The 19,997-nt window shown below is 62.8% G+C and carries 22 protein-coding genes; 12 read left to right on the top strand and 10 right to left on the bottom strand.

Features of this window, described 5'->3' with window-relative positions; genetic code table 11:
- Positions 1 to 1,962 carry a hydantoinase B/oxoprolinase family protein gene (locus BLU32_RS20810; protein WP_093810136.1) on the top strand — a complete coding sequence of 654 codons (1,962 nt, stop codon included), beginning with the start codon at positions 1 to 3 and terminating at the stop codon, positions 1,960 to 1,962.
- Between the two features lie 170 nt (positions 1,963 to 2,132).
- On the opposite strand, the gene BLU32_RS20815 is transcribed toward BLU32_RS20810, so the two are convergent.
- Positions 2,133 to 3,050, bottom strand: coding sequence for a LysR family transcriptional regulator (locus BLU32_RS20815; RefSeq protein ID WP_093810138.1), 918 nt, complete (start codon positions 3,048 to 3,050; stop codon positions 2,133 to 2,135).
- Between the two features lie 244 nt (positions 3,051 to 3,294).
- On the opposite strand from BLU32_RS20815, the gene BLU32_RS20820 reads away from it, so the two are divergent.
- The 7 genes from BLU32_RS20820 (at position 3,295) to BLU32_RS20855 (ending at position 10,277) form a co-directional block, all read left to right on the top strand.
- Complete coding sequence (locus tag BLU32_RS20820) at positions 3,295 to 4,077, top strand: 5-oxoprolinase subunit PxpA (RefSeq protein ID WP_093810140.1); 783 nt, start codon at positions 3,295 to 3,297, stop codon at positions 4,075 to 4,077.
- A 26-nt stretch (positions 4,078 to 4,103) separates the two neighbouring features.
- A complete protein-coding gene (locus BLU32_RS20825) occupies positions 4,104 to 4,340 on the top strand; it encodes an acetyl-CoA carboxylase (protein ID WP_093810142.1) in 237 nt (78 codons plus the stop codon).
- Between the two features lie 4 nt (positions 4,341 to 4,344).
- Positions 4,345 to 5,727, top strand: coding sequence for an acetyl-CoA carboxylase biotin carboxylase subunit (locus tag BLU32_RS20830; RefSeq protein WP_093810144.1), 1,383 nt, complete (start codon positions 4,345 to 4,347; stop codon positions 5,725 to 5,727).
- On the top strand, positions 5,724 to 6,599 hold the full coding sequence (locus BLU32_RS20835; protein WP_093810146.1) for an allophanate hydrolase subunit 1: 876 nt from the start codon (positions 5,724 to 5,726) through the stop codon (positions 6,597 to 6,599). The genes BLU32_RS20830 and BLU32_RS20835 overlap by 4 nt, the downstream gene beginning before the upstream one ends.
- On the top strand, positions 6,589 to 7,560 hold the full coding sequence (locus BLU32_RS20840) for a biotin-dependent carboxyltransferase family protein (protein ID WP_093810148.1): 972 nt from the start codon (positions 6,589 to 6,591) through the stop codon (positions 7,558 to 7,560). The genes BLU32_RS20835 and BLU32_RS20840 overlap by 11 nt, the downstream gene beginning before the upstream one ends.
- Before the next feature lie 882 nt (positions 7,561 to 8,442).
- Positions 8,443 to 8,949, top strand: a complete 507-nt coding sequence (locus BLU32_RS20845) for a DUF2478 domain-containing protein (RefSeq protein WP_256371450.1) — start codon at positions 8,443 to 8,445, stop codon at positions 8,947 to 8,949.
- A gap of 287 nt (positions 8,950 to 9,236) precedes the next feature.
- Entirely contained in the window at positions 9,237 to 10,277 is a 1,041-nt protein-coding gene (locus tag BLU32_RS20855; RefSeq protein ID WP_093810154.1) for an AbrB family transcriptional regulator, read from the top strand.
- Positions 10,278 to 10,343: 66 nt separating this feature from the next.
- On the opposite strand, the gene BLU32_RS20860 is transcribed toward BLU32_RS20855, so the two are convergent.
- Genes BLU32_RS20860 through hisD form a run of 3 tightly spaced genes read right to left on the bottom strand, consistent with a single transcriptional unit; the run spans position 10,344 to position 13,488 of the window.
- Positions 10,344 to 11,348, bottom strand: coding sequence for a LacI family DNA-binding transcriptional regulator (locus tag BLU32_RS20860; protein ID WP_093810156.1), 1,005 nt, complete (start codon positions 11,346 to 11,348; stop codon positions 10,344 to 10,346).
- Positions 11,349 to 11,352: 4 nt separating this feature from the next.
- A complete protein-coding gene (locus BLU32_RS20865; RefSeq protein WP_093811422.1) occupies positions 11,353 to 12,123 on the bottom strand; it encodes an SDR family NAD(P)-dependent oxidoreductase in 771 nt (256 codons plus the stop codon).
- Between the two features lie 57 nt (positions 12,124 to 12,180).
- On the bottom strand, positions 12,181 to 13,488 hold the full coding sequence (hisD, locus tag BLU32_RS20870; RefSeq protein WP_093810158.1) for a histidinol dehydrogenase: 1,308 nt from the start codon (positions 13,486 to 13,488) through the stop codon (positions 12,181 to 12,183).
- A gap of 237 nt (positions 13,489 to 13,725) precedes the next feature.
- Between hisD and BLU32_RS20875 the strand changes: the two genes are divergently transcribed.
- A complete protein-coding gene (locus BLU32_RS20875) occupies positions 13,726 to 14,268 on the top strand; it encodes an invasion associated locus B family protein (RefSeq protein WP_157727766.1) in 543 nt (180 codons plus the stop codon).
- Positions 14,269 to 14,365: 97 nt separating this feature from the next.
- Here the strand turns inward: BLU32_RS20875 and BLU32_RS20880 are convergent, their stop codons facing one another.
- The gene (locus BLU32_RS20880) at positions 14,366 to 15,136 is read right to left on the bottom strand and encodes a SapC family protein (protein ID WP_093810162.1); all 771 of its coding nucleotides are present in this window, start codon (positions 15,134 to 15,136) and stop codon (positions 14,366 to 14,368) included.
- A 207-nt stretch (positions 15,137 to 15,343) separates the two neighbouring features.
- Here BLU32_RS20880 and BLU32_RS20885 point away from each other — a divergent pair, with 207 nt between their 5' ends.
- Positions 15,344 to 15,805 (top strand): hypothetical protein, encoded by a 462-nt coding sequence (locus BLU32_RS20885; protein WP_093810164.1) that lies wholly within the window; start codon positions 15,344 to 15,346, stop codon positions 15,803 to 15,805.
- Positions 15,802 to 16,104 carry a hypothetical protein gene (locus tag BLU32_RS20890; protein ID WP_093810166.1) on the top strand — a complete coding sequence of 101 codons (303 nt, stop codon included), beginning with the start codon at positions 15,802 to 15,804 and terminating at the stop codon, positions 16,102 to 16,104. The genes BLU32_RS20885 and BLU32_RS20890 overlap by 4 nt, the downstream gene beginning before the upstream one ends.
- Before the next feature lie 87 nt (positions 16,105 to 16,191).
- On the opposite strand, the gene BLU32_RS20895 is transcribed toward BLU32_RS20890, so the two are convergent.
- From BLU32_RS20895 to BLU32_RS20915, 5 genes are read right to left on the bottom strand one after another with little or no spacing between them, the layout of a single operon-like run.
- On the bottom strand, positions 16,192 to 16,743 hold the full coding sequence (locus BLU32_RS20895; protein ID WP_093810168.1) for a GNAT family N-acetyltransferase: 552 nt from the start codon (positions 16,741 to 16,743) through the stop codon (positions 16,192 to 16,194).
- 1 nt (position 16,744) lies between these two features.
- The gene (locus BLU32_RS20900; protein ID WP_093810170.1) at positions 16,745 to 18,022 is read right to left on the bottom strand and encodes a hypothetical protein; all 1,278 of its coding nucleotides are present in this window, start codon (positions 18,020 to 18,022) and stop codon (positions 16,745 to 16,747) included.
- 43 nt (positions 18,023 to 18,065) lie between these two features.
- The gene (locus tag BLU32_RS20905) at positions 18,066 to 18,590 is read right to left on the bottom strand and encodes a phage tail protein (protein ID WP_093810172.1); all 525 of its coding nucleotides are present in this window, start codon (positions 18,588 to 18,590) and stop codon (positions 18,066 to 18,068) included.
- Positions 18,591 to 18,603: 13 nt separating this feature from the next.
- Complete coding sequence (locus tag BLU32_RS20910) at positions 18,604 to 19,122, bottom strand: phage tail protein (RefSeq protein WP_093810174.1); 519 nt, start codon at positions 19,120 to 19,122, stop codon at positions 18,604 to 18,606.
- Positions 19,123 to 19,176: 54 nt separating this feature from the next.
- Positions 19,177 to 19,692, bottom strand: coding sequence for a phage tail protein (locus BLU32_RS20915; RefSeq protein WP_093810176.1), 516 nt, complete (start codon positions 19,690 to 19,692; stop codon positions 19,177 to 19,179).
- Positions 19,693 to 19,712: 20 nt separating this feature from the next.
- Here BLU32_RS20915 and BLU32_RS21955 point away from each other — a divergent pair, with 20 nt between their 5' ends.
- Complete coding sequence (locus BLU32_RS21955; protein ID WP_157727767.1) at positions 19,713 to 19,988, top strand: hypothetical protein; 276 nt, start codon at positions 19,713 to 19,715, stop codon at positions 19,986 to 19,988.
- The last annotated feature ends 9 nt before the right edge of the window (positions 19,989 to 19,997 follow it).

Raw genomic sequence — 19,997 nt, forward strand, 5'->3', positions numbered from 1 at the left:
ATGACCCCGAAGACAACTGACCAACTCGATCCGGTAACCTTCGAAGTCCTGAAGAACTCCTTTATCACTTCGGTCGATCAGATGGCCGAACAGATGCTGCGCACCTGCTATTCCTTCGTGATCTACAATCGGGACTTCTCGAACGGGCTGCACGATGCCGAGGGAAACTCCGTCGCGCAGGGCAACCAGGACATCGCTGTGCATGTCGGAACCCTGCACTTCACCTGCAAGGATGTTATTCGCAAGTTCAAGGGCGAGATGATGCCCGGCGATGTCTATGCGATCAACGATCCCTACGCCGGCGGTACCCACTTCAGCGATGTGCGACTTGTGCGGCCGATCTTCGACGATGACACCCTGATCGGGTTCTCGCAGTCCAACGGTCACTGGTCGGATCTCGGAGGCTCGGTGCCCGGGTCGTTCGATGTCAGTGCCCGCGACATGTTCCGCGAGGCGGTTCGCATCACGCCGGTACGCCTGTTCCGCGCGGGAGAGTTCTGCCACGATGTCGCGGATCTGATCGCGGCCAATACCCGCGATCCGAACTCGATCATCGGAGACATCCACTCGCAGGCGCAGGCCACCCAGGTGGCCGAACGCGAGGTGCTGCGGCTCGTGGGCAAATACGGGCGCGATCAGGTCCTTCAGGGCATGAACGAGGTTCAGGACTACGTCGAGCGTGCCGTGCGCCAGCGCATCGCCGCCTTGCCCGACGGAACCTGGGAGACGGTCGACTATATCGACCGCGATCCCGGGCAGGGCGAGGGGATGATTCCGATCCACATCAAGATGACGATCAAGGGCGACCGCATCCACTATGATTTCAGCGGCAGCCACGCGACCATCGCATCGATTTACAACTCCGCGCCCGGCGCGACCTTCTCCGCCGTGGTGGCCGGGATGAAGACCTTTTTCCCGGATCTGCCGCTCAACAGCGGCTTCTACCGGATGATCGACATCTCGGCACCGGACAACAGCGTCGTCAGCGCCGAATGGCCGGTGGCGGTCACCGGCTTCCTGATGCCGTTCGAGAAGATCATGAACGCGATCTTCGAGATGTGGTCCAAGATCATGCCCGAAAGGGCCATCGCCTGCGCGTTCAACCTCGAATATCTCCTCGCCGGGGGACGCGATCTGCGAACGCCGGACAAGCCGATGTTCATGTTCTACGAATGGCTGCCCGGCGGCTGGGGCGGGCGCAATGGCAAGGACGGATCGGATGTCACCACCGCCTGTTTCGGAACCGGCCTGATGTCGCAGCCGAACGAGGGCAACGAGCGCGTTAATCCGACCCGCACGACGGAGTTCCAGATCCTGCGCGACAGTGCCGGGCCGGGAAAATGGCGGGGTGGCACAGGGGTCCAGAAGACCTCGGTCCTGCTCGACAGCGCAGATGCGGTGATGTCCTATATCTGCGACCGCGAGCGCGCCGTGGTCTGGGGGGTCGAAGGCGGCCTGCCGTCGATGCCGCATGGTCTGACAATCACGCGCAATGGCGAGAGCGCGCCGAAATGGCTGGGGTCGGTGTTCTCGGATTATCCCGTCTACACTGGCGACGTCTTCGCACGGCCGACCGCCGGCGGCGGCGGGTTCGGCGATCCTCTGGAGCGTGATCCCGTCAAGGTCCGCGAGGACGTGATCGACGACTACGTTTCGATCGAACGGGCAGCGCGCGACTATGGAGTGGTGCTGAAAGAGATCGATGTCGATCTGTGCGAATACGAGATCGATGCCGAGGCAACCGAAAAGTTGCGCGCTGAAATCAGGGCGGAACGACGCGGTTGGGCCCGCATGGACCCGCAGGAGGTCGCCGAACTCTACAAGGCAGGCGAGATCGACATGCTCGATGCGGTGCGTCGCTATGCGGTGATCCTGGAATGGGAAACCGGCGAGATGCTGCCCAAGACCACCGAGCAGTTCCGCGAGACCTTTGAGCGGCGCAGCCTTGCACACTGGAGCTGAAGGTCGGACGCGTTTCCTGGCCGTCATCTTTGGATGACGGCCAGGGACCCGGTTAGGTGCTCCCGCCGGTGAGAGGCAAAAACCGGGTGACGGCCCGGTGTTCGGCCGCGGGAAGGGCGCCCGGGCTTCGACGATCCGGGGTCGCCCCCGTTTGCCGATGAGATCTGGGCTCAGCGCCTGGGGCTTTGCACCGGGCTTTGAGGGTCGACGAAGGCATCGCGGAAATAGTCATGCACAAGGGCCAGCGGCCCGGTGAGCGGTGTGCTGCGACAATAGGCGAGGCCGACGTCCATGGACGGGATCTCCTGCGTCGTGGATGCGGTGCCGATGCGTTTGCCTTCCAGCGACCAGGGGCGGTAGACCATGTCCGACAGGATCGTGACGCCCTGGCCGTTGGCCACCATCGAGCGCACCGCCTCGACAGAGGCCGTACGCAGTTTGACATTCGGGCGATACTTGGTGTCGGACCAGTATTTCATCGTGGTGTGCGCGGCTTCATCCACGGTCAGCATGATGTAGTCCTGCTCGGCGATCTCCGCGAAACTGACCTTGCCGGCGCGGTGGAACGGGTGGTTCGCCGGCACCCACAGGCGCCGGGTCGAACGCAACAGCGTTTCCGTTTCTATTTCGGGATTGTGCAGGTTCGAGGTGAGCACCACCGCCATGTCGAAGCGGTTGGACAACAGTCCCTCCTCGATGCTTTCACGGTTCAGCTCGCTCAGGCGGATGTCGAGGCCCGGATAGAGATGCGCGAGCCTGTCCAGATGATAGGGCAGGAAGTAACCGATCACAGTGTAGGTTGCCGCGATCGAGATCACGCCTTCGGCCGAGGACCGCCGCAGGGTCAGGTTCTTGGCCTCTTCAAGCCTTGCCAGGATGTCTTGCGCGGAAGACAGGAATTCCCGCCCGGCATCGGTCATTTCCATCCCATGGGCGGACCGCAGGAACAGTTGGGCACCCAATTCGGCCTCGAGGTCGCGTATCGCCGTGGTGATCGCCGATTGCGAGATCGACAACGCCGTTGCCGCGCGGCTGACCTGTCCCGATTCCGCAGTCGCGACGAAGTACTTGAGGTGACGGAAGTTCATGATCTGCCCATTTCTCCTGCACTCAACCGCGGATGAGCGGTGCCTCCACCATCAAGACCGGCCCGCTGCGACGGCGGTCTGACCATCGGGGCCGGGTACAATGTAAATATATCAGCTACTTGAATTGGAATGGTGCTGCTCTGAAGGTTCTGTTTTTTTGATAATGATGTAACAAGTATTAGAAATTTACAATATGAGAGTTGGCGCCAATCCTCTGCATGTCCGAAACGCGAGGGTCCTGACGATGAAGACAATGGTCGATCTGAACTGCGACATGGGGGAAGGGTTTGGCCAGTGGGTGCTGGGCGAAGCCCCGGACGAGAAGCTTATGGCGCTGATCAGTTCCGCCAATGTCGCGGCAGGGTTCCACGCGGGCGACCCCAACACGATGGACCGGGTCGTCAAGCTGGCCCAGCAATTCGGCGTGGGCCTCGGTGCGCATCCTGGTTATCGCGACCTGCAGGGCTTTGGGCGCCGCTATATCCGCACGAGCGCCGAGGAACTCGTCAACGACGTTGTCTACCAGGTGGGCGCGATTCGTGAATTCGGCCGCCGCTATGGCATTGCGCTGCAGCACGTCAAACTGCATGGCGCCCTGTTCATGGAGGCGGCCGTGAACGAGGAGCTGTCGCAACTTTTGGTCGATACGCTGCAAAAGACCGGCAGCGATGCGATCATTTTCTGCATGGGCGTGTCCAAGACATATGAAGTCGCGCTCAGGCTGGGGCATCCGGTGGTGCGCGAGTTCTATGCGGACCGCGATTACGATGACAGCGGCTCGATCGTGTTCAAGCGGCAGGTGGCCCGCCCCGATCCTGAACAGATCGCCGAAAAATGCGTGCGCGCCTGCACGGAAGGGCTGGTCCGCACCGTGGACGGCAACGACATCGAGATCGAGTTCGAATCGATCTGTTTCCATTCCGACACGCCCGGAGCGCTCGAGATGGGCAACGCCATCCGCACCGCGCTGACTGAAAAGGGCATCACCATCGCGGCTGCCGCGACGGTACTGGAAAACGCAAGCTGAACCGACATTCGGCCAGGAGGACTATCATGGCAGACATTCAATCCCCCCTTCCCGGAACCTTCTATCATCGCCCCACGCCCGAGGACGCGCCCTACAAATCCAAGGGCGATGCCGTCGCCATGGGAGACGTGATCGGCCTGGTCGAGGTGATGAAGACCTTCATTGAGGTGAAAGCCGAGATCGAGGGCACGTTCGGCGGTTATGTTTCGGACAACGAGGGTGCAGTGACCGCCGGACAGGTCCTGGCGACGCTGGACGAGTGATCCCATGGCTATCAAGCGACTGTTCATAGCCAATCGCGGCGAAATCGCCGTGCGGATCATCCGTGCCGCGCAAGCTCTCGGCATGCATACCATCCAGGCTCATTCCGAGGCCGACGCCGACATGCTGGCGGTTAAGCTGGCCGATGAAGCGATTTGCATCGGGCCGGCGGCTTCCAGGGATTCCTATCTGGACGTGGCACGCGTGGTCGCTGCAGCGAAGGAAACGCGTGCCGACGCGGTCCACCCGGGATACGGCTTCCTGTCTGAAAGTCCGCGCTTTGCCCGCGCCCTGGAAGAGGCCGGGATCGTCTATGTGGGACCGTCCGCCGACACGATCGAACGGATGGGCGACAAGGTCGCTGCACGACAGGCGGCCGAAGCCGCGGGCACCTCTGTGGTGCCGGGCTCGAAGGGCCGGATCGAAAGTGTCGACGATGCGGCCGCCGTCGCTTCCGGGGTCGGCTATCCCGTGATGATCAAGGCCGCCGCCGGCGGCGGCGGGCGCGGGATCCGCATCGCGGACAACGAGGAAGAATTGCGCAAGCTGGCGCCCCAGGCCCAGGCCGAGGCGCAGGCCGCCTTCGGGGATGGCGGGCTCTACCTCGAACGCGCGGTGAAGAACCCGCGCCATATCGAGGTCCAGATCCTGGGAGACGGCACCCGTGCCGTCCACTGTTTTGAACGCGAATGCTCGCTGCAGCGTCGCCGTCAAAAGGTCTGGGAGGAGGCTGGCGCCGTGTGCCTGGACGAGGAAACCCGGCAGGCGATCTGCGCCTCGGCCGTGGCCCTGGCGGAAGCCGTGAACTACAGTGGCGCGGGCACGCTGGAATTCCTGTATGAGGAAGCCAGCAACGAGTTCTTCTTCATCGAGATGAATACCCGCATCCAGGTCGAACATCCGGTGACCGAGATGGTTACCGGCGTCGACCTCGTGCAGGAAATGATCCGCATCGCCGCCGGCGAGCCTTTGCGCCTGCAACAGGATCAGATTCGCACCCGGGGCCATGCGATCGAGGTGCGGATCAACGCCGAAGACCCGTACATGCAGTTCATGCCCTTCCCGGGCAGGGTGGGAACGCTGACCCTGCCTGAAGGGCCGGGCATTCGTGTCGATCACTTTCTCTATGAAGGCTACCAGATCCCGCCGTTTTACGATTCCCTTGTCGGCAAGGTGATCGCACATGGCGCGAACCGGGCCGAGGCCATCGATCGTTTGCGCAGCGCCCTTGAGGGCTTCGTGATCGAAGGCCTCAAGACGACCATTCCCCTGCATTTGGCGCTGGCCGACGACCCGCAGGTGCAGGCAGGCGCGTTCCATACCAAATGGCTGGAATCGTGGCTGGATGCCGGAAACCTGATCCCCGCAACAACAGGAGGTGCTTCGTGAAAACACGTTACACATACGGTGGAGACGAGCATGTCTACGTAGAGATGGACGAGGAGATGTCGCTTGCGGCGTTCTTCAAGTCACTGTCCATGTCGAAAGCGGTTCGAGATGCTGATATTCCCGGCGTCACCGAAATCTGCCCTGCCAATGCGTCCTTTCAGGTGCGATACGACCCGGATGTGACCAAACCCGAGGAGATGCTGAAACGCATCCAGGAGCTTGAACATACTGCGGATCAGGCGGAGAAACGGCTGACAACCCGGATCATCGAGGTGCCGGTCTACTACCAGGATCCGTGGACGCACGAGACACTGATGCGCTTTCGCGAGCGGCACCAGGACCCCAGCGGCAGCGATCTGGACTATGCCGCCCGGATCAACGGGTATGACAGTCCCGAGGCGTTCATCGAAGCGCATCATTCGCAGCCGTGGTTCGTGTCTATGGTTGGCTTCGTCTCGGGTTTGCCCTTCCTTTATCAACTGGTCGAGCGCGACAAGCAGATCGAGGTCCCCAAGTATCTGCGCCCGCGCACCGACACCCCCCGGCAGACCGTGGGATATGGCGGCAGCTTTTCCTGCATCTACTCGGTCCGAGGCGCCGGCGGCTACCAGATGTTCGGCATCACGCCGATGACCATCTACGACCCCCGGCAGCACGTCTCCTATTTGCGCGATTTCCTGGTGTTCTTCAAACCCGGCGACATCGTCAAATGGAAACCCATCGATCGGGCCGAATACGACCGCATTCTGTCCGAGGTCGAGGCCAACACCTGGACCCCGCGCGTGGCCACGGTCGAGTTCGACCTCGATGAGTTCAACAAGGACATGACCGGCTACAACGCCAAGCTGATGGAGGCGCTTGATGACGCTTAAGATAGTCAAATCCGGTCTCGCCACCACCATTCAGGATCTGGGCCGCCCCGGCTATTTTCACCTCGGCATTCCCGAAGGCGGCGCAATGGACCGACTGGCAATGCGCGCGGCCAACATGCTGGTCGGCAATCCCGAGGAGGCCGCCGGCCTCGAAGCCGTTTTCATGGGCCCCGAGATCGCATTCGGCCGCGATCTCAGTGTTGCTGTCACGGGCGCCGAGATTCCGGTAATGGTCGATGGCGAGCCGCGCGAGACCTGGACCACCTTTACCGTCAAGGCCGGACAGGTGCTCAGTTTCGGTTTCCTGCAGGCTGGCGCGCGGGCCTATATCGCTGTTTCGGGCGGGATCGCCACCGAACCCGACCTGGGAAGCCGGTCCACCTATCCGATCGGTGCGCTGGGCGGGGTCGAGGGCAGGGCCGTTCAGCCCGGTGATGACCTGCCGGTGGGAGATGCCCCGCTCGTGCCCGAGGGGCGCAGCGTTCCAGGCACCCTGCGTCGCGGGCCTGCAAATCCCGCAGAGATACGGGTGTTGACCGGATTATACTGGTATCGCCTGACCGAGTCCGCCGGACAGCAGTTCTTCGACGACACCTGGACTGTCGCTGCCGAGGCGGACCGCATGGGGTATCGCTTCAAGGGTGGACGGCCTCTGGAATTCGTCGAACGAGAACAGCCCTTTGGTGCGGGGGCGGATCCGTCGAACATCGTGGACGGCTGCTATTCCTACGGCTCCATCCAGGTTCCGGGCGGAACCGAGCCCATCGTCCTGCATCGCGACGCTGTGTCGGGTGGCGGCTACTTCACCCTTGGGGCCGTGATCTCGGCGGACATGGACCTGATCGGCCAATTGCAGCCCAACACGCAGGTCAAGTTCGTCAAGGTGGATATGGAAACAGCCTTGGCCGCCCGTGCCGAACGCAAGGCGACGCTGCAGAAGATCCGTGAAGAACTGGCCTAGGGCGCGGACCCACAAATGAGGCCGCTCTGGCATGGGAAATGGCGAAACGCCGCGAGGAAGGGCGCGCAGAGCGGGCAGGTTGCCCGTTCTAGCGCGCTGGCGATGCGGTGCGAGGCCATTTCCGTGTCCTCCGGATTTGACCGGATTGCGCCTCTGCTTCGTCGAGAAGGGCTTGAAAATACTCGGATTTCCTGCGCTTCCGCTTGTTGAGGAAACACAATCCGCCTCAAACCATGGCAATCCCATTTATGGGTCCCAAACCTAGCTGCGTGGCATCCACAGGCTGTCCCCGGGCTGGCCGTGACGATCGGATGGTGTTGCGTTTTCAGGCTTCCGTGCCCTGATCCCCATCGCGCCCGAGGCGCATCGCCTCGCCCGGACTTTTGGTCCTTCGGCGTGCGTTCGCGTCGTTGGCCATCCGGGCCTTCACCGGTTGCTGAAGTCTGACAACTTCGGTTTCCGCAGCATGGCCCGGATGCACAATCTGAAGAAAGCCTGCACTCGGGGCCGGGGCCCGCGAACGTGGGTGGCACGTCATCGCAAAAGCTGGCGGTGTTAGGGCGTGGCCTCATTCATGGGGCCGTGCAAGAGGGTATCCGACTGAGTGTTGTGTGCCTCTCGCGCCGGTCGTTTCAACGCCGGTGACGCGAGATCATGTATCAGAGCGACGCGGTGACCGGCGCGAGACTGGTCGCCGAAACGGTCGCGTTGCCGGCGCTTCGCAGCTTCGCACCTCCGATGGCCGTGGCGAATGGGAGAGAACAGGTCTGTGACCTGCGGGGTGGCGGTTGCGGTTTCGACGTCGTATAGGGTTTTTCTCTGGTGTGGCCGGAACGTGCCGCGTGTGGAAAGCGGAGACGCATTGTGAGAATCGCCTATACGATGTCGCTAAGGCGTGGTGACATGGATCGCCTGCTTGTTGGGGTCGCCGACGCGCTCGCCGCACGCGGGGTGCGGTGTTGCGGCGTCGTTCAGATCAATTCGCCCGATTGCGACACCCGAACGTGCGACATGGATGTGCAGGTGCTGCCCGATGGCCCGCGCATTCGCATTTCCCAGTCGCTCGGTCTCGAGGCGCGCGGCTGCCGGCTTGATGTCGGGGCCCTGGAGACGGCAGTCGGGGAATGCGAACGCCGGCTCGATCCGCAAGCGGATGTCCTGATCGTCAACAAGTTCGGCAAGCGCGAGGCGGAAGGCGGCGGGTTTCGCGACCTGATCGCCGAGGCGCTGTCGCTGGACATTCCGGTGATCGTCGGGGTGAACGGCCTCAATGAGGTGGCGTTCCAGGAGTTTTCGGCAGGGACTGCGGTGTCGCTCCCGCCCGATGCGGGGGAGGTGCTTGACTGGGTGCTCGCTGCCACCGACGCCCGGCTCGGGGAGACGGCCTGATCCGCGGTACGGATGTGCGGGGGGTATCCCCTGCGACCGGGCTCCCGACACCGCGACAACGATCGGCCGTGTGTGCTGCGGCGCTCGATGCCCGCAGGCGGCCGGCTGAATTTTCCTGCACTGCGCTGTTCTTCCTCGCATTCGGTCTTTACATTGCCATGGTCTACGCAACCGGTTTCTTTCCAGCTACGGCCTTGGCCCTGTGCCTCTTTCTGCGCGGCGCTCGTGCCGGCACATCCGTCTTCGACGTTTTTTGAACATCCCATGGCCCCGGGGACCCTCAAGCCTTGTCTAGTGTCGCTGCCGTCTTCCGCTATGTCCTCAGCCTGTCCGTCGGCCTGACGGGGGGCGCCGTTTTCTATCTTCTTGGCCTGCCGTTGCCCTGGATGCTGGGCGCCATGCTGCTGACGTTGATCTGCAGCGTGTCCGGTTTGCCGCTGGCGTCGCCGAAGTCGGCGCGGCCGGCGATGAGCGCCACAATCGGGGTGGTGCTTGGAACCTATTTTCAGCCGGACCTGTTCGCACATGTCGGCGAATGGGCATTCAGCATTTCCGCACTTCTGGTCTTCATTGCGCTCGCCGGCGGCATCGGCGTGACCTACTTTCATTTTGTCGGACGGATGGACTGGAAGACGTCCTATTTCGCCGGCATGCCCGGCGGGCTGATCGAGATGGTCCTGGCCGCCGATGCCAATGGGGCGGATTCCCGCAAGGTCGCGCTGGTTCACTCCACCCGCGTTTTTCTCACCGTGATGATGCTTCCGCCGCTGGTCACCTGGATGGAAGGTGCCGCCGGACCTGCGTCGGCGCGCCCGATGATGCCCGTTACCGGCGAGAGCGTTCTGCTGGTGGTCGTCCTCGCCGCAGGTGGGGCGCTACTCGGGCGTTTGCTGCATTTGCCGGCGCGTTATCTGATGGGTCCGATGCTGCTTTGCGCCGTGCTCAATCTGTCCGGCGTGTTGCACGGTCTCGCCCCGCCGACGTTGCTCGTCTGGGGCGCGCAGATTGTTATCGGGACGGTGATCGGTTGCCGGTTTATCGGCGTGGACTGGCGACATGTTGTCGGCGTCGTGACGCTGACGGCGGGGTCGATCCTTGCGTTCCTGTGCCTCGCCTTCGCCGTCGCCTTCCTGCTCCAAGCGGTGATGAGCATCCCCCTCGCGCAGGGCGTCCTCGCCTTCGCGCCCGGTGGTGTTGCGGAAATGAGCCTCGTGGCGATCGCGCTGCACGCCGATGCAGCTTTCGTCGCGCTGCACCACGTGATTCGGATTTCCGTGGTGATGGCTTTCGCGCCGCTTGTCTTCAAGCTCTTGAAGCGCGGCACGTAAAACGGCAGTTGCTGGTGAGACGATCGGGGTCTTGTCCCCTGCAAGGGCGGGCATGCGGTCCGCACCCTAAAGGCAACCGCGCGTTGTCCCGCGCAGGATGAGTTCGCCGGTGAACTTGACCTGCTCCGGGCGCGGGGCACTCGCTTCGATGTTTTCCAGCAGAATTCGAACCGCTTCCGGCACCATTGTTTCCGGCGGCTGGGTCACTGTCGTCAGAGAATAGGACGGCCAGGCGGCCATGGGGGCGTTGTCATAGCCGATTACGGCAACATCCCGCGGCACGGCCAGGCCAAGCTCATGACGCAAGACGTCCAGGGCGGCGACGGCCATGTGGTCGTTCGCGCAAAACAGCGCATCGGGAAAAGGCGGGGTGGCAAACAGGCGACGCGTGGCCGCGCAGGCCTCCTCGCGATCATAGTGCCCGACATCCTCGCGGTAGAGCGTCCGGCCGTGGTCGGACAGGATCCGGGTGAAGCCCATGCGGCGGTCCCGGTCGGTGGAACTGCCCGGCCAGCCTGCGAGATAGGCAATGCGCTCATGCCCGCAGCACAGCAGGAACCGGGCAACCTTCTCGCCGCCGTCGACATTGTCCGAGCTCACCGCAGACAGCGTTTTGTCGTCGAGCGTCCGGTTGAACAGGACGACGGGAATTCCGCTTGATGCGCATTTCGCCGCGAACTCCGAAGACAGTCCGGCGGACACCATGATCAGTCCGTCAACCTGGTATTCCAGCAACTCCCCCAGAACGGCATCCATCTTGTCGGACGACTGATGGGTGAAGAACATGAGCGCGTGAAAGCCGTTTTGCTGCAGCTCGCGCGAGAGCTTTTCCAGGACGTTCGGATAATAGAGGTTGTCGAGATAGGCGACCACGATCCCGACGATGCCCGAACGCCGGGTAATGAGGGAGCGGGCAATCTTGTTCGGCCGGTAGCCAAGGGCGCGGGCGGCTTCGAGTACCTTTGCCCGGGTTTCCACCGAGACACTGGCACCGGGCGTGAAGGTGCGGCTGACCGCCGATTGGCTGACTCCGGCCTCGCGGGCGACGTCGAGAGAGGTTACGCTTGCCATCGCTCTATCCGGCCGTCCAGCCACCGTCGATCATGACCGAGGACCCGGTGATGAGCGCGGCGGAATCCGATGCCAGGAAGACCACGGCCCCGGTGACGTCGGTGACCTCCCCGACCCGGCCGAGATGGATTTTGGAGCGGATCCAGTCCATGCGATCCGGATCCTGCATCGTCGTCGCCGTCAGCGCGGTCGCGACGAATGTGGGGCAGATCGTGTTCACGCGGATGGCGTGCTTGCCGAGCTCGATCGCCATGGCCTTGGTCAGACCTTCCAGCGCATGTTTCGATGCGGCGTAGACCGTTCGGTCGACACCGCCGACGTGGCCCATCTGGCTCGACGTCTGGATAATCGACCCCCCGCGTCCTTCTGCGATCATGCCGCGCGCGACCGATTGCGCGATGAAATAGGCGGCCCGCACATTCACCGAGAACACCGCGTCGAAATCATCGGGCGTTGCGTCCAGAAACGGGCCCGGGCGGTTGATCCCGGCGTTGTTGAACAGGATGTCGAAGGCACCCGCCCGTTCGATCGCTGCAAGGGCGGCCGACAGGTCGGCAACATCCAGCGGCAGGATTTCCGCCTTCCCGCCCGCTTTGCGGATTGCTTCGGCCGCGTCGGTCAGATCATCGCGTGAGCGCGCTGCGAGCACGACATGCGCACCCGCCTCGGCGAGGGCCGCAGCCGATGCCAAGCCGATGCCCCGGCTGGCGCCGGTGACGAGCGCACGCTTGCCGTCCAGACGGAACGAAGGCGGCTTTGGCAGAAAAACGCTCATGTCTTGGATCGTCCTTCCTTTGGCAGGCGGGGTCTGCGACATGCCGGTGCGCGGCATCTATTCGGCCGGCTTTCCATAGCCGACATGTAGCCCACCGTATCGGCGAACCCGGATGTTCGCCTGTTCGGCATGACCGACAAACCCCTCGAGCAGACACAGGCGCGAACAGGTGCGCGCGATATCGGCCGCAGCCTCGTCGCTGGTGATGCGTTGATAGCTATGCGTTTTCAGGAACTTTCCGACCCATAACCCGCCGGTGTACCGCCCGGCTTGCCGTGTGGGCAGCGTATGGTTCGTGCCGATGACCTTGTCGCCGTTTGCGACATTGGTGCGCGGGCCGAGGAACAAGGCGCCGTAACAGGTCATCTTTTCGAGGAACCAGTCGTCCCGGTCGGTCATGACCTGGACATGCTCGAAGGCGAGATCGTCGGCAACGGCGAGCATTTCCTCATAGGTGTCGCAGACGATGACCTGACCGTAATCGGCCCAGCTCCGCCCCGCGGTCTCCGCCGTCGGCAAGATCGCAAGCAGTCGGTCGATTTCCAAAAGCGTGTCTTCCGCTAGGCGGCGCGAATTGGTGATCAGGACCGCAGGCGAATCGTAACCGTGTTCGGCCTGTCCCAGAAGATCAGTGGCGCAAAGCTCGCCATCCACGGTTTCGTCGGCGATGAGCAGCGTTTCCGTCGGACCGGCGAAAAGATCTATGCCGACGCGGCCGAACAACTGCCGTTTGGCTTCAGCCACATAGGCGTTGCCCGGCCCGACAAGCATGTGCACCGGATCGATCGTCTCTGTGCCGAGGGCCAGCGCTCCAACAGCCTGGATGCCGCCGAGCACGTAGATTTCATGGGCTCCGCCGAGGTGCATCGCGGCGATGACTGCGGGATTGGGCGTTCCCTTGAACGGCGGTGTGGCGGCGGCGATGCGCGGCACGCCCGCGACCGAGGCTGTGGCAACCGACATATGCGCGGAGGCGACCATGGGAAATTTTCCGCCGGGCACGTAGCAGCCGACCGATTGCACCGGGATCGTCTTGTGGCCGAGCACGACGCCCGGCATGGTTTCGATCTCGATATCGCGCATGGAGGCGCGTTGCGCCTTCGCAAAGCCGCGCACCTGATCCTGCGCGAAGCGGATGTCCTCCATGTCCCGGGTCGAGACCTGGTTCATCAGGGCCGCGATTTCGGATTCGCTCAGTCGAAATGAGGTCGGAGAGTAGCCATCGAATTTTTCCGAAAGGTCGCGCACTGCTGCGTCGCCTTCCTGTCCGATCCTCGTGAGGATTTCCTCGACGCCGGCGCGAATCCGCACGTCGTCTTGCGACCGTTCGCCGTCGGATCGTCCGTGTTTCAGGTGGGTAATCATGTTTTGCTTCTGACTTGGTGTATTGTGACGCCATAATCATACAATTCTGCATAAACTATCCATGATATCGCTGATAGCCAAGGTCTCTGCGGCAGTTCTGAGGGACCGATGGACGAGAGTTTGCGCGAGCTTGTCGCAACCGATGCCGCACGCAGGCAATCGCCATTGACCGGGTTATCGGCGCGGCCTTAGGATCGCGCACAAATCCTGGTTGTTGATGCTGGAATGGATGATCTGATGATTGAATTCGTTTTTCGCGCAGCGCGCCGTATTGGGACGGTCGCTCCGTGTGTTTCCGCCTTTGTCTTCGCGTTGTTGCTGGGAGCCGCCGGACCGGCGCTTGCGCAAACGGCTGAGAGCGCGCCCTCCGGCGAAACGCCGCAGAACTGGGTCGTGCAATGCGGTGAGGAAACGCCCAAGCGTTGCCGTGCGGTCCAGAACATCGTGATGCAGAAAACCAGCCAGCGTCTCTTGACGGTTGTGGTCGAGCCGCGCGAAGGGGCCCCCAATCACGCACTTGTTCTGGCCTTGCCGCACGGTGTGTTTCTGCCAGCCGGTGCTACCGTCAAGGTCGACGACGGCGCGCCGTCGCCGATGGTGATCCAGACCAGCGACGCGAACGGTGCCTACGCGGGAATGGCGATCAACGACGAATTGCTGGCATCGCTCAAGAAAGGCACCCAGCTGACGGTTGCGTTCAAGACGGCGCAGCGCAAGGACATCGCAGTGCCGGTGACACTGATCGGGTTCACCGCCGCATATACCCAGTTGGGCGGCTAAACCCGCTTCCCGCATTGCTGATCCACGCAAAACAAATCGCCGCCTTCGTGCAAGGCGGCGATTTTCATGTTTACGCTTGCCCTTGATACAAAGCGCGTTACCCGTCCTGTTCCAGCCGAACCAGTTCGCCCCAGTTTCGCATCGACAGCATGTGGCTATAAATCGCCGTCAGCGCGTCGGCGTGCCGCAGTTCGAGGAATGCCTCGTCCGAAAGTGCCGCCAAGCGTTTCTCGTCGACAACGAGGAAATCATTTACCGTCAGGACTTCGCCTGATGCCAGGGTAAAACGCCCCGAGTTCGGCACCAGAAGGTCATGCTCGGAGAGTTTGGCGAGAATCGTCTCGCTCGCCAGAGCCTCCCGCTGGAAGGCGCCGCAGAACTCCAGCGCCTTGCGCGTGATCTCAGCCGGCTCGCCGTCTTCAAACAGCAGGCTGCCCTCGTCTGTTGCGATCTTGTCGCTGTCTGCATCCATGCACAGGACGAATTCGCTCTGGTCCTCGCTTCGTGCCAGCACGAATGGATACCGGCGTACGTAGGAGGGAATGTAGGTGTTCGCCTGCCAGTTGCCGGCTTCGTCTACAAACAGGTTTTTCCCTGTGCGCAGGCCAAGCACGGCCACCGCTGCGGGCGGCGTGGTCCCGGCCGCGAACACGATGGGGTAGTGCCGGGCAGCGGCGGCGAACTCGACGGCATTCAACGGCGCCGCATGGCTGCCCCTGGAAAATGTGTAGTTGGGGGTCAGGTCCACGCGAACGTTCGCGTGACGTTCGGCCCGAATGGCTTCCGGGCGGCTGTAAAACAGCGGCATGCCCGAGGGGGCTGCCTCCGCCGCGCGCGGTGCGGTGCCGTCGGCCTCTGACTTTGTCATACTGGGTCGTCCTTCGCCGGTTGGGACGTTGCGGGAGAGCCGGGCGAATCTCGGACAGACCCGGTCGACTGGCACTTTTTGTACAATTCCTGCCCCATGTTGCCTAGGGTCGGAAGCTGGGTATATGCATACTGTCGGTTGCGATGATGCCGGTGTCGGCGCTCTCGCTTCGCGAAATCCGCACCTGCTGCGAAACCGGGGCCGTCCATGACACAATCAGATGCCGGAGAAAGCTGGGTCAGGGGCACGCATCTGGGCGTCGCGTTGACCGGCGAGGACATTGTTCTCGACGGCGGGGTCTTTCGAGATTGCCGGTTCAATGCGTGCCGCCTGCACTACGACGGAGGGATGTTGCCTGTTCTGACAGGGTGTCATTTCGACGATTGCTCATGGCTGTTTGGCGGGCCCGCCGCCAATACGCTGTCCATTCTGTCGGCGCTGAACCAGGGCGGATTTGATGCCGTCGTCGAGCGCACGGTGGCCGCGATCCGAAGCGGCGCGATCGGCGTGCCTGCGCCGGCGGAACAGCCGGCCGAGCGGGGCCGCCGCAGGGTGATCGATCTCGGGTTCGGCCAGTTTCCGGTGCCAAGGGTGCTGCGTCGCTCAAGGCCTCGCCCCATCGACGGCCCGGACAGCGGCGGTCAGGACACTGAAGGACGGGAAGAATGACAGGACCAATCGATCTCTCGACAGCGACCATGGCGGATTTCGAGGCTTGCAGGGACAAGCCGATCCGGCTTACCTGCGACGGTGAAAGCATGTCGCTTACGATCGCCGAAATCGCGCCGGTCAGCGGACCGGAGCGGGAAGGCGGGGCGTTTTCCGTCGTGTTCAAGGGGCCGGCGGAGCCGGTTGTCGAACAGGCGATCCACCAGATCGAAATCGAGGGCGCCGGCGAGACGGCGCTTTTCATTGTGCCGCTCGGGCCCGACGGCGAGGGCATGCTTTATGAAGCCGTGTTCAACTGAGACGAAAAGTCAGGTGACCTGACTTCCCTGATGCAGTGCACAGTGGCGGCCTTGAGCGCCGGCGCGATGCCATTGCCGCGATGGCGGTCATGCAGAAGCGCGGGCGTTCCATCGCATGAGGTGGTAGACGCCTTTGTCCTCGCGCTTGGTGAAGCCGAGACGCGTGTAGAGGCGCATCGCTGGATTGTTGTGCTCCACGTGGATGCCGACGCCGAGATTGGCGTGCTTGGCCAGCGCCATCACGTCGCGCAGCATCGCCGTGCCATATCCCTCTCCACGGGATTCCGGCATCAGGGCGATGTCGATGATGCGGATCTCCGACGGCCATCGTTCCAGATACAGCCGGCCGATGGCGATGCCGTCGCGTTCCACGACCAGCCAGTCGGCATCCGGGTAATGCTGCATGTAGTGTGTATGCTGCGCTTGGAACTGCATTTCGAGAAATGCGGCCTTTTCGGCTTCGCTCCACGGCAGTGGCGCGACTTCCTCGCGCCGGGTCGAGGCATAGAGCGCTGCGAGGAACGGCAGGTCGCTCTCGCCGATGCGGCGAAAGGAAAGCCCGCGCCGGGTGGCGCGGGCGAGTCTTGGCAGCTCGTTGCCCGCCGCCTTCGGGATGGTGGCGGTCGGCGTGTCCGTCATGTCAGTCCGTACTGCTCGGTGGGGTAAGGTCGCGCACCACCTGGAAGGGCTTCTGGAAACCGCTTCCCGCAAGTTGGGTCCATCCCGCTTCCCAGGAGGTTGCCTCCAGTGTTGCCTCGGGAAGACAGGCGATGGTGCCGTCTCCGCTGGATCCCTGGAAATAATACAGGCGACCGTCGGCGCTGTAGTTCATGTCGGCCTCGCCGAAGCCCGGGGAGGTGCCGATTTTCTGCCAGCCGCGCCATTGCTGGAAGATGGCGTCGATCTGCTGGTTGGCATGGATCGCCTTGTTCTCGTCCTGTGCGACGAGCACGACGTTCCCGCTCGCATCGAAGGCTGCCGTCAGATTGACCAGTGCCTCGCCGACCATGCCGGGACGGATCCAGGGCGACCAGGTCATCGCGCCCGGCGGGTACTGGCGGATCTGCACGACGTCGGCGTCCTTGCCGATCATGAAGATGTTGAGCGCGCCCTCCCGGTCGAGCACCATGGTGGGCGTTCCGGAGCCGGCGCCGCTGGCGTCATTGTCGATCCGCGTCCATCCGGTCCATTTTTCGGGTGTGAGGGTCAGTGTCTCGGTCTGCTGATTGACGAAGACCTTGCGGCTGTTCGGATCGCTTTCGACCCCGACGAGGAGGATCCGCCCGTCGGAATTCGAGGCAGCGCCGATGGAGGCCATTTTCTCTGGCCCGAGCTGTTGCCAGTCGCCCCAGACATTGGCGGGCGGTTGCGCCACGGGCACCGTGATGGTGATCGGCTCGCTCGCCCCCGGAGGCGTGATCTCGATCGTTTCCTCGACGACCCTGTCGGGGTTCTGCTGGATCCACCAGATCTCGCCGGTATTTGCCAGTGCGAACACCGAGATCCGGCCGCTCGCGTCTCCGATGAGCGCGATCTCGTGGATCTCGGACACGCCGGTGGGCATGCCGAGCGAGACCGGCGCATTCCAGCTCTGGTCCGGCCCGGCGCCGTCGCCGGCCTCGTCGATGAAATCGATGCCGGAATGGTCGGATTTTTCCGCGGCGAGCGCCACGCGGCCGTCCGCCGTGAGGCCGCTGCCCAGCGTTGCATAGGTATCGTCGTTGATCGCGGTCCATCCGTTCGACCACGGACCGTTGGGCGAGACCTGTGCGCGCCACGCCAATTTGTTGCCGATGCTGGAATCGATGCCGATCACCATGAGCCGCGACAGCTCGGCGAAGGGCGTCTCGCTGCGCTCGTCGCCGGGCAGGGTGGCGCCATCTTCCAGTTCGATTTCGGTTCTCAGTGCTTCGGTCATGGCCGCGCTCCTGTGAGAAAACATCTGAAATGACGTCGCAACCTCAGCTGCGCGACGGATAAAGCCCCTGCAAGGCGATGATGAAATTCATCGTCAGATAGGGCTGCATGTTGTTGTGCGCTTGCGACCCGCCGGCCGACGGCAACATTTGCTCTGCCATTGTGCTGTTGGGCTGGTTCAGGGAATAGGCATTGCCGCTGTCGGAAAACGCATATGACGTGGTGCTGGTCGGCGTGGTGATATCAGCGGGGTCGGTATTCACGGCGCGAAGCGTGTGATTGTGGTTGGGCATCTGCGCCTCGGTGAGCGTCACCGTCTCGACGCCACCACGTTGGCCGAGCCGCCGCGAGGTCAGACCGGGACCGCGGCCGGGATGCATCGGCGCCCGCCCTTCCAGGTTCGGCAGCGCCGTGGTCGAGCGCCCGTCGCCGCCATAGGTGGTGCCGATCAGGGAAAACAGCGCCGTGTTCTGCGAGACGGGGAGCAACTGGCCATTGCAGAAGGCCCAGCTGCGGGGCGCGAAATTGCCGGCGAAAATGCGAACCTCGGCAATGAACGGTTCGGACATGGGATTGCCTCCTTCAGTGCCGGCTCGGATAAATACCGAAGAGCGCGATGATGAAGTGAACACACAGGAACGGCATCAGGTTCGTGTGCGACCGGCTGCCGCCGGTGTGGGTGATCGCGTTGGAGCTCATGTTGCTGTTCGCGGTCCCGTCGAAATAGATATCGACCGCTGTCGACGTTGCCGTAACGTTGCCGGCGGGACTGCTCTCCGTTCCGATCGCTGTATCTGCGCGAGCGGGATGTCCGTGACTCGGTATTTGGTTGACGGTAAGAGTGACCTTTTCCGAGCCAGCCTTGGCGCCGAGCCGGCGTTCCGACAGGCCGGGTCCGTGCCCGGCGTGGATCGGCAGGCGACCGCGCATGTCCGGCAGGCCGAAGGTCGTGCGGCCGTCGCCGCCATAGATCGTGCCGAGCAGGGAAAACAGCGCGTCGTTCTGGCTGACCGCGAGCAATTGCCCGTCGCAAAACGCCCAGCCGCGCGGGGCGAAATTGCCCGCGAACATCCGGATTTCACCGACAAAAGGTTCGGACATGCGTGTGGCCCTCCCAAGCCTTTCGAAAAGTCAGTGCGGATTTGTCGGGTTGCGTCAGTTGCGCGAGGGGAACAGGCCCTGGATCGCGATGCAGAAGTTTACCGCGATGTAGGGCTGCATGTTCTCATGCGCTTGACTGCCTCCCACGTTGGTGACCGTGCCCGCGCGCAGCGTCACGCTCGACGCGCTGAAATCCGCGTAGCCACCCGGGAAACCGGCGAAGATATGTCCCGTCGGTGAAGCTTGCATACCCGAGGCCGAGTCGGCCTGCACGAAGTGATCGTGCTGCGGCAGTTCGTTGACGGCGAGCGTGTGCGTTTCCTCGCCGCTCTTCTGGCCTTCGGTATGAAACTGTCCGCCATTCGAGCGCCCGACATGGATCGGGGTGCGGCCGCGCAGGTCGGGAAGGGCGAAACTCGTGCGCCCGTCGCCCCCATAGGTCGTGCCGAGCAGCGAATAGAGCGACTGGTTCTGGTTGATCGGCAGGATTTGCCCGTCGCAGAATGCCCAGCCGCGCGGGGCGAAATTGAACCCCATCATCCGGATCTCGGCGAGGAATGGTTCAGACATTGGACCCCCGAAATATGCGCATGAGTGTAAGTGGCATCATTTCAACTGTCGGTATCATGCACGAAAAACTGCTGATTGAAAGAGGCAAATCGAGAATCATGTTATCCGGGTATTTATCTATTTCCTGGTGTTTTTTTGAATCACGCAATCTTTTGCAGCGCGGCACTGCCGGCTTTCCGGAGATCCGGCGGGAGGCCACGTCACGTGAGGCGCCGGCCGGCGCGCTCTTGCGAGAAACGCCTGCGTGCCGGCGAAACCTCAAGACGGTTTTACATCGCCATGCAGGCCGCGCATAAGGCAGGCGC

Origin of the sequence: Stappia sp. ES.058 (genome assembly GCF_900105595.1) — a bacterium.
Taxonomy (GTDB): domain Bacteria; phylum Pseudomonadota; class Alphaproteobacteria; order Rhizobiales; family Stappiaceae; genus Stappia.

What these genes read in the sequence shown, in the direction of transcription:
- BLU32_RS20905 (WP_093810172.1), bottom strand. Translation starts at nt 18,590, where the DNA reads ATGTCCGAACCGTTCATTGCCGAGGTTCGCATTTTCGCCGGCAATTTC.
- BLU32_RS20885 (WP_093810164.1), top strand. Translation starts at nt 15,344, where the DNA reads ATGACACAATCAGATGCCGGAGAAAGCTGGGTCAGGGGCACGCATCTG.
- BLU32_RS20890 (WP_093810166.1), top strand. Translation starts at nt 15,802, where the DNA reads ATGACAGGACCAATCGATCTCTCGACAGCGACCATGGCGGATTTCGAG.
- BLU32_RS20865 (WP_093811422.1), bottom strand. Translation starts at nt 12,123, where the DNA reads ATGAGCGTTTTTCTGCCAAAGCCGCCTTCGTTCCGTCTGGACGGCAAG.
- BLU32_RS20815 (WP_093810138.1), bottom strand. Translation starts at nt 3,050, where the DNA reads ATGAACTTCCGTCACCTCAAGTACTTCGTCGCGACTGCGGAATCGGGA.
- BLU32_RS20900 (WP_093810170.1), bottom strand. Translation starts at nt 18,022, where the DNA reads ATGACCGAAGCACTGAGAACCGAAATCGAACTGGAAGATGGCGCCACC.
- BLU32_RS20830 (WP_093810144.1), top strand. Translation starts at nt 4,345, where the DNA reads ATGGCTATCAAGCGACTGTTCATAGCCAATCGCGGCGAAATCGCCGTG.
- BLU32_RS20845 (WP_256371450.1), top strand. Translation starts at nt 8,443, where the DNA reads ATGTCGCTAAGGCGTGGTGACATGGATCGCCTGCTTGTTGGGGTCGCC.
- BLU32_RS20915 (WP_093810176.1), bottom strand. Translation starts at nt 19,692, where the DNA reads ATGTCTGAACCATTCCTCGCCGAGATCCGGATGATGGGGTTCAATTTC.
- BLU32_RS21955 (WP_157727767.1), top strand. Translation starts at nt 19,713, where the DNA reads ATGAGTGTAAGTGGCATCATTTCAACTGTCGGTATCATGCACGAAAAA.
- BLU32_RS20860 (WP_093810156.1), bottom strand. Translation starts at nt 11,348, where the DNA reads ATGGCAAGCGTAACCTCTCTCGACGTCGCCCGCGAGGCCGGAGTCAGC.
- BLU32_RS20880 (WP_093810162.1), bottom strand. Translation starts at nt 15,136, where the DNA reads ATGACAAAGTCAGAGGCCGACGGCACCGCACCGCGCGCGGCGGAGGCA.
- BLU32_RS20825 (WP_093810142.1), top strand. Translation starts at nt 4,104, where the DNA reads ATGGCAGACATTCAATCCCCCCTTCCCGGAACCTTCTATCATCGCCCC.
- BLU32_RS20895 (WP_093810168.1), bottom strand. Translation starts at nt 16,743, where the DNA reads ATGACGGACACGCCGACCGCCACCATCCCGAAGGCGGCGGGCAACGAG.
- BLU32_RS20810 (WP_093810136.1), top strand. Translation starts at nt 1, where the DNA reads ATGACCCCGAAGACAACTGACCAACTCGATCCGGTAACCTTCGAAGTC.
- BLU32_RS20910 (WP_093810174.1), bottom strand. Translation starts at nt 19,122, where the DNA reads ATGTCCGAACCTTTTGTCGGTGAAATCCGGATGTTCGCGGGCAATTTC.
- BLU32_RS20820 (WP_093810140.1), top strand. Translation starts at nt 3,295, where the DNA reads ATGAAGACAATGGTCGATCTGAACTGCGACATGGGGGAAGGGTTTGGC.
- BLU32_RS20875 (WP_157727766.1), top strand. Translation starts at nt 13,726, where the DNA reads ATGATTGAATTCGTTTTTCGCGCAGCGCGCCGTATTGGGACGGTCGCT.
- BLU32_RS20840 (WP_093810148.1), top strand. Translation starts at nt 6,589, where the DNA reads ATGACGCTTAAGATAGTCAAATCCGGTCTCGCCACCACCATTCAGGAT.
- hisD (WP_093810158.1), bottom strand. Translation starts at nt 13,488, where the DNA reads ATGATTACCCACCTGAAACACGGACGATCCGACGGCGAACGGTCGCAA.